This window comes from Pseudomonas sp. AGC41, assembly GCF_057334555.1.
In genome coordinates, this window is record NZ_JBHFJB010000029.1 from 14362 (window position 1) to 19233 (window position 4872).

Annotated in this window: 6 protein-coding genes; 3 read left to right on the forward strand and 3 right to left on the reverse strand. The window is 62.3% G+C overall.

All coding sequences use genetic code 11. The features are described 5' to 3' along the window. Positions 1–45 precede the first annotated feature (45 nt). From ACE04F_RS05615 to ACE04F_RS05625, 3 genes are read right to left on the reverse strand one after another with little or no spacing between them, the layout of a single operon-like run. On the reverse strand, positions 46–636 hold the full coding sequence (locus ACE04F_RS05615) for an LON peptidase substrate-binding domain-containing protein (RefSeq protein ID WP_486105354.1): 591 nt from the start codon (positions 634–636) through the stop codon (positions 46–48). 10 nt (positions 637–646) lie between these two features. Continuing rightward, the gene (locus ACE04F_RS05620; protein WP_486105355.1) at positions 647–1363 is read right to left on the reverse strand and encodes an LrgB family protein; all 717 of its coding nucleotides are present in this window, start codon (positions 1361–1363) and stop codon (positions 647–649) included. Then, entirely contained in the window at positions 1360–1725 is a 366-nt protein-coding gene (locus ACE04F_RS05625; RefSeq protein WP_486105356.1) for a CidA/LrgA family protein, read from the reverse strand. The genes ACE04F_RS05620 and ACE04F_RS05625 overlap by 4 nt, the downstream gene beginning before the upstream one ends. 188 nt (positions 1726–1913) lie before the next feature. Here ACE04F_RS05625 and ACE04F_RS05630 point away from each other — a divergent pair, with 188 nt between their 5' ends. The 3 genes from ACE04F_RS05630 (at position 1914) to ACE04F_RS05640 (ending at position 4850) form a co-directional block, all read left to right on the forward strand. Then, positions 1914–2369 (forward strand): MaoC family dehydratase, encoded by a 456-nt coding sequence (locus ACE04F_RS05630; protein ID WP_486105357.1) that lies wholly within the window; start codon positions 1914–1916, stop codon positions 2367–2369. Positions 2370–2462: 93 nt separating this feature from the next. Continuing rightward, positions 2463–4181, forward strand: a complete 1719-nt coding sequence (locus ACE04F_RS05635) for a C13 family peptidase (RefSeq protein ID WP_486105358.1) — start codon at positions 2463–2465, stop codon at positions 4179–4181. A gap of 27 nt (positions 4182–4208) precedes the next feature. After that, positions 4209–4850, forward strand: a complete 642-nt coding sequence (locus ACE04F_RS05640; RefSeq protein ID WP_486105359.1) for an oxidoreductase — start codon at positions 4209–4211, stop codon at positions 4848–4850. Positions 4851–4872 lie beyond the last annotated feature (22 nt).

Sequence of the window (4872 nt, forward strand, 5' to 3'; positions counted from 1 at the left end):
CCCCCCCCCCACAAAGGTCCGCATTGATCTGACGGTATCAGCATCTTAGGCAAACAGCTCACCCTGCAACTCATCCAGCAAGGCCTGGATCGCATCCAGGCGCTGCTGCGGGTCATCGAGCTGCAGCAGGTCGATCTTGTCCAGTTCGTTGAACGGCAGCAGGTAAGCCAGCTGATTGGCCAGTGATTGCTGGCCGGTGGCCTCGGTGCCCATGTTCAGCGCTTCGACCATCGGGTGTTCGGCCAGGGCCTTGAGCAACGCCACCAGATCGGCGTCCTCGTCCTGCAACGGTTGCTCCGGCTCGTCTTCCAGCCACTCGATTTCAGCCACGGTCAGTTGATCCGGCTGGACACTGCTGGCATGCACGATGAAGCGCCGCCCGCCCTGCACGCGAATGCCCAGCAGGCCGTTATCCTGCTGGGAAAAATCAGTAATCAGCGCCTCGCAGCCCACCCGGGCATAGCCGTCGGGCGCGATGCCGACCTCCTCGCCATCAAGAATGCAGACCACCCCGAAGCCTTCGCCTTTTTTCATGCAGCGTCCGATCATGTCGAGGTAACGCGCCTCGAAAATCTGCAAATCGAGAGTGCAACCGGGAAACAGCACGGTGTTCAATGGGAAAAGCGGCAAGCTCATAACCTGTTCCTTAAACCGTCATCGACACCACCAACGGCAGCAGCACCGCCGTGGCCACGCCCATCAGACTCATCGCCAGCGCCGCGAAGGCACCCGACTCCTCGCTTTCCTGCAATGCCACCGATGTACCCACCGCATGGGCGGTCAGCCCCAAGGCGATCCCTCGAGCTTCAGGGCTGTGGACACCGAGCCGGGTCAAAATGCTCGGGCCGAGGATCGCGCCGAGTACCCCGGTGATCAGCACGAACACCGCCGCCATCGCCGCCACGCCGCCAATCTGCTCGGCCACCAGCATGGCGATTGGCGAAGTCACCGACTTCGGTGCCATGGTCATCAGGATCATGTGCTCGGCGCCAAAAGCCCAGCCCAGCGCCACCGCAGAGCTGGTGGCAAACACCCCTCCTATCACCAGCGTAGTAAAAATCGGCCAGAACAATTGGCGGATTCGCCGCAGGTTCAGGTACAACGGCACCGCCAGCGCCACGGTCGCGGGGCCCAGCAGAATGCTGAGGATCTCGGTGCTTTTGCGGTATTCCGCGTAGCTGATGCCGCAGCCGACCAGCACGACGATCAACAGCACCATTGACATCAGTACTGGCTGGAGGAATACCCAGCGGGTCTTTTCGTATGCCGCCAATACCAGCTGGTAGGCGCCCAGGGTAATGCCGATGCCGAACAGCGGATGGTGGATCACCGACGTCCAGGCACCCTGCCAATCGAACATCATCGTACGTCCTCCGGCTCGACAATATGACGCCGGGCCAAACGTTGCATCAGCACGCCCGTCAGCGCCACGGAGAGCACCAGCGACAACACCAGCGCGCCAACGATGGCCCAGAAATCGGCAGCGATCGCCCGGGCATAGACCATCACGCCCACCGCCGGCGGCACCAGCAGCAACGGCAGATAACGCAGCAGGCTGCCGGCGGCAAGATTCAACGGCTCGCTGACTTCGCCGCGGGCGATCAGGTAGACCAGCAACAGCAGTAGCCCAATGATTGGCCCCGGCAGGATCGGCAGGAACAAATGATTGATGGCGGTGCCCAGCAATTGGAACAGCACCAGCCAGGTCAGGCCCCGTAGCAACATCCGTTCTCTCCCCTGTGACACGTGTTCAAGCATGCGCGCGCATTATAAACACGCCCGCGCTATGGGTCGGCATTCGTAAAAAGCATGGTCGATGACCTGCCCCGCCGGTCATGTTGATCTACAGTGGTTTGCGGGGACACAGATCCCCGTTGCAGAAAAATACAACAGATGACCCCAGGAGAGTCTCAATGCCCTACGTTCCCGTTGCAGAGCTCAAGGATTATGTCGGCAAGGAACTTGGATACTCCGACTGGCTGACCATCGACCAGGAGCGTATCAACCTGTTCGCCGAAGCCACCGGCGACTTCCAGTTCATCCACGTCGATCCGGTCAAGGCCGCGCAGACCCCGTTCGGCAGTACGATCGCCCACGGGTTCCTGTCGCTGTCGCTGATGCCCAAGCTGATGGAAGACATCCTGCTCCTTCCTGAGGGGGTGAAGATGGTGATCAACTACGGGCTGGACAGCGTGCGCTTCATCCAGCCGGTGAAAGTCGATTCCAAGGTCCGGCTCAAGGTCGAGCTGGTAGACGTTACCGAGAAAAAACCTGGCCAATGGCTGCTCAAGGCCACTGCCACCCTGGAAATCGAAGGTTCGGAAAAACCGGCCTACATCGCCGAGCCGCTGTCACTCTGCTTCGTGTAGACCCTAGCAGTCGCGAAACCGCTCATGCAGTTTCGCATCGCTTCAACGCGCATAGCTGCGGCATACTCGTCGCCTGATTACCTGGATCCCGTTATGCGCGCACTTGTACCCCTGACCCTGGCCCTCCTTCTCACCGCCTGCGGCAATGGCGAATCGCCGCTGCCCCCCGACGCACGCCTGCCCGATGGCGGGCGCTATCGTGGCGACCTGGTGGACGGGCTGCTGCAGGGCCAGGGACGCATCGACTATCCCAACGGCAGCTGGTATGCCGGGCAGTTCGACCAGGGCCAATGGCACGGCACCGGGGAATGGCATGGCAGCAACGGCGAGGTCTATCGCGGCCAGTTCCAGCATGGCCTGTTCCACGGCCAGGGCAGCCTGACCACACCGACCAGCAGCTACACCGGCGGTTTCAAACTGGGCCGGCGGGACGGCGAAGGCACGCTCAAGGAAAACGGCATGACCTACCGGGGCGAGTTCAAGGCCGACCGCTACTCCGGTCTCGGCCGCCTGGAACTCGACGACGGCAGCCAGTACCAAGGCCCGTTCGTCAACGGCAAGCCCAACGGCGAAGGCCAGCGCTTCGACGCCAGCGGCAACCAGTTCACCGGCCACTTCGTCGACGGCCAGCTTCAAGGCAAGGGCACCTACAACAGCGCCGAGGGCGACGTCTATGTCGGCGGTTTCAGGAACAACCAGCTCAACGGCCGCGGTCGCTACGAAAATGCCGATGGCGATGTCTGGATCGGCCAGTTCAAGGACGGTGCGCTGACCGGCAAGGGCGAGTTGATCGGCGCCGATGGCAGCCACTATCGCGGTCATTTCAATGACTGGCGCTTCACCGGGGAAGGTCGTCTGAACCTGCCCGACGGCAGCTTCTATATTGGCCAGTTCGAAGGCGATAGCTACCACGGGCGCGGCACGCTGGCATTGACCGACGGTACCGTGCAAAGCGGCACCTGGGCCAACGGCCAACGAATACGCGACGCTGACGGCAGGCTGTTGCCCGACGTGTTCGAACTCGGCCTGCTGGCCCAGGGTCGCCTGCTGGACGAGGCCCTCGCCAGCATCCCGGCCTCGACGCCGGCGGTGGAGCTGTACAGCCTGACCCTGGGCGGCGATGGCAAGCAAAGCGTATTCCTGCGTGAATCCGACTATGTCGCCAACATGCTCGCCAGCCGTTTTGGCGCGTTCGGCCAGGTTCGCCTGGTGAACCATCGCGATCACCTCGGCGACCGGCCCATGGCCACTCGCGAAAGCCTGCGCCGTGCCGCCGCCACGCTGGCCGAGCGCAGCGGCCCGGAAGACCTGGTGTTCATCTACCTGACCAGCCACGGCAGCAGCGAACATGAACTGGTACTCGACCAGCCGCGCATGGAACTCGCCGACCTGCCCGCCGACGAGTTGGCCGCGGTGCTGGCGCCGCTGAAGAATCGCGACAAGATCGTTGTGATCTCGGCCTGTTATTCCGGCGGTTTCATCCCCGCGCTCAAGGACGAACGTACCTTGGTCATAACCGCCTCGCGCGCCGACCGAGTGTCTTTCGGTTGCTCCGAGGAGGCCAACTTTACCTACTTCGGTGATGCCTTGTTCGCCCAGGCGCTGAACCAGACCGATGATCTGGAACAAGCTTTCAAGCGGGCCAAGGGCATCGTCGCCGAACGGGAACACGCGGACAATTTCGAAGCGTCCGAACCACAGATGTGGGCGCCCCGGACCGTGCTTTCTCACTGGCAGTTGTTGCGCAAGCAACAGGCGCGAAAAGCATTGCAAAGTGCTGCGTTGAACGACGAGGCCAAAAAGAGCAACTAAGCTGAACCGTATCAAGGGGGAAACACTATGTACTTGACGCCTCAGCATGTTTTGCTCGCCGGCGCGACCGGATTGACCGGGGAACATCTACTGGACCGGCTGCTGAACGAGCCGACCATCACTCGGGTACTGGCGCCTTCCCGCCGGCCATTGGCCGAGCATCCGCATCTGGAGAACCCGGTTGGGGAACCGGCCGAACTGCTACCACGGCTTGGCGGCCAGGTCGACATCGCCTTCTGCTGCCTCGGCACGACCATCAAGAAAGCCGGCTCCGAACAGGCCTTTCGAGCAGTAGACCTGGACCTCGTGGTCGCCTTCGCCAAGCGTGCGCGAGAATTGGGCACACGGCACCTGGTGGTGATCAGTGCCCTCGGAGCCGACCCGAAATCGTCGATGTTCTACAACCGGGTCAAGGGCGAAATGGAAGCTGCGCTCCGCGCGCAGGACTGGCCGCAACTGACCATCTGCCGACCTTCGTTGCTGTTGGGCGACCGGGTTGAACCACGCCTGGCCGAGCAACTGGCCGGCCCGTTATCCAAGCTGATCCCCGGCAAATACCACGGCATCGAAGCCTGCCAACTGGCCCGGGCCATGTGGCGGCTTGCGCTGGAAGAGCAGGACGGAGCGCGGGTGGTGGAGTCGGATGAGTTGCGCAAGCTGGGCAAATGATCATGTGGTGCCTGGCCGGGCG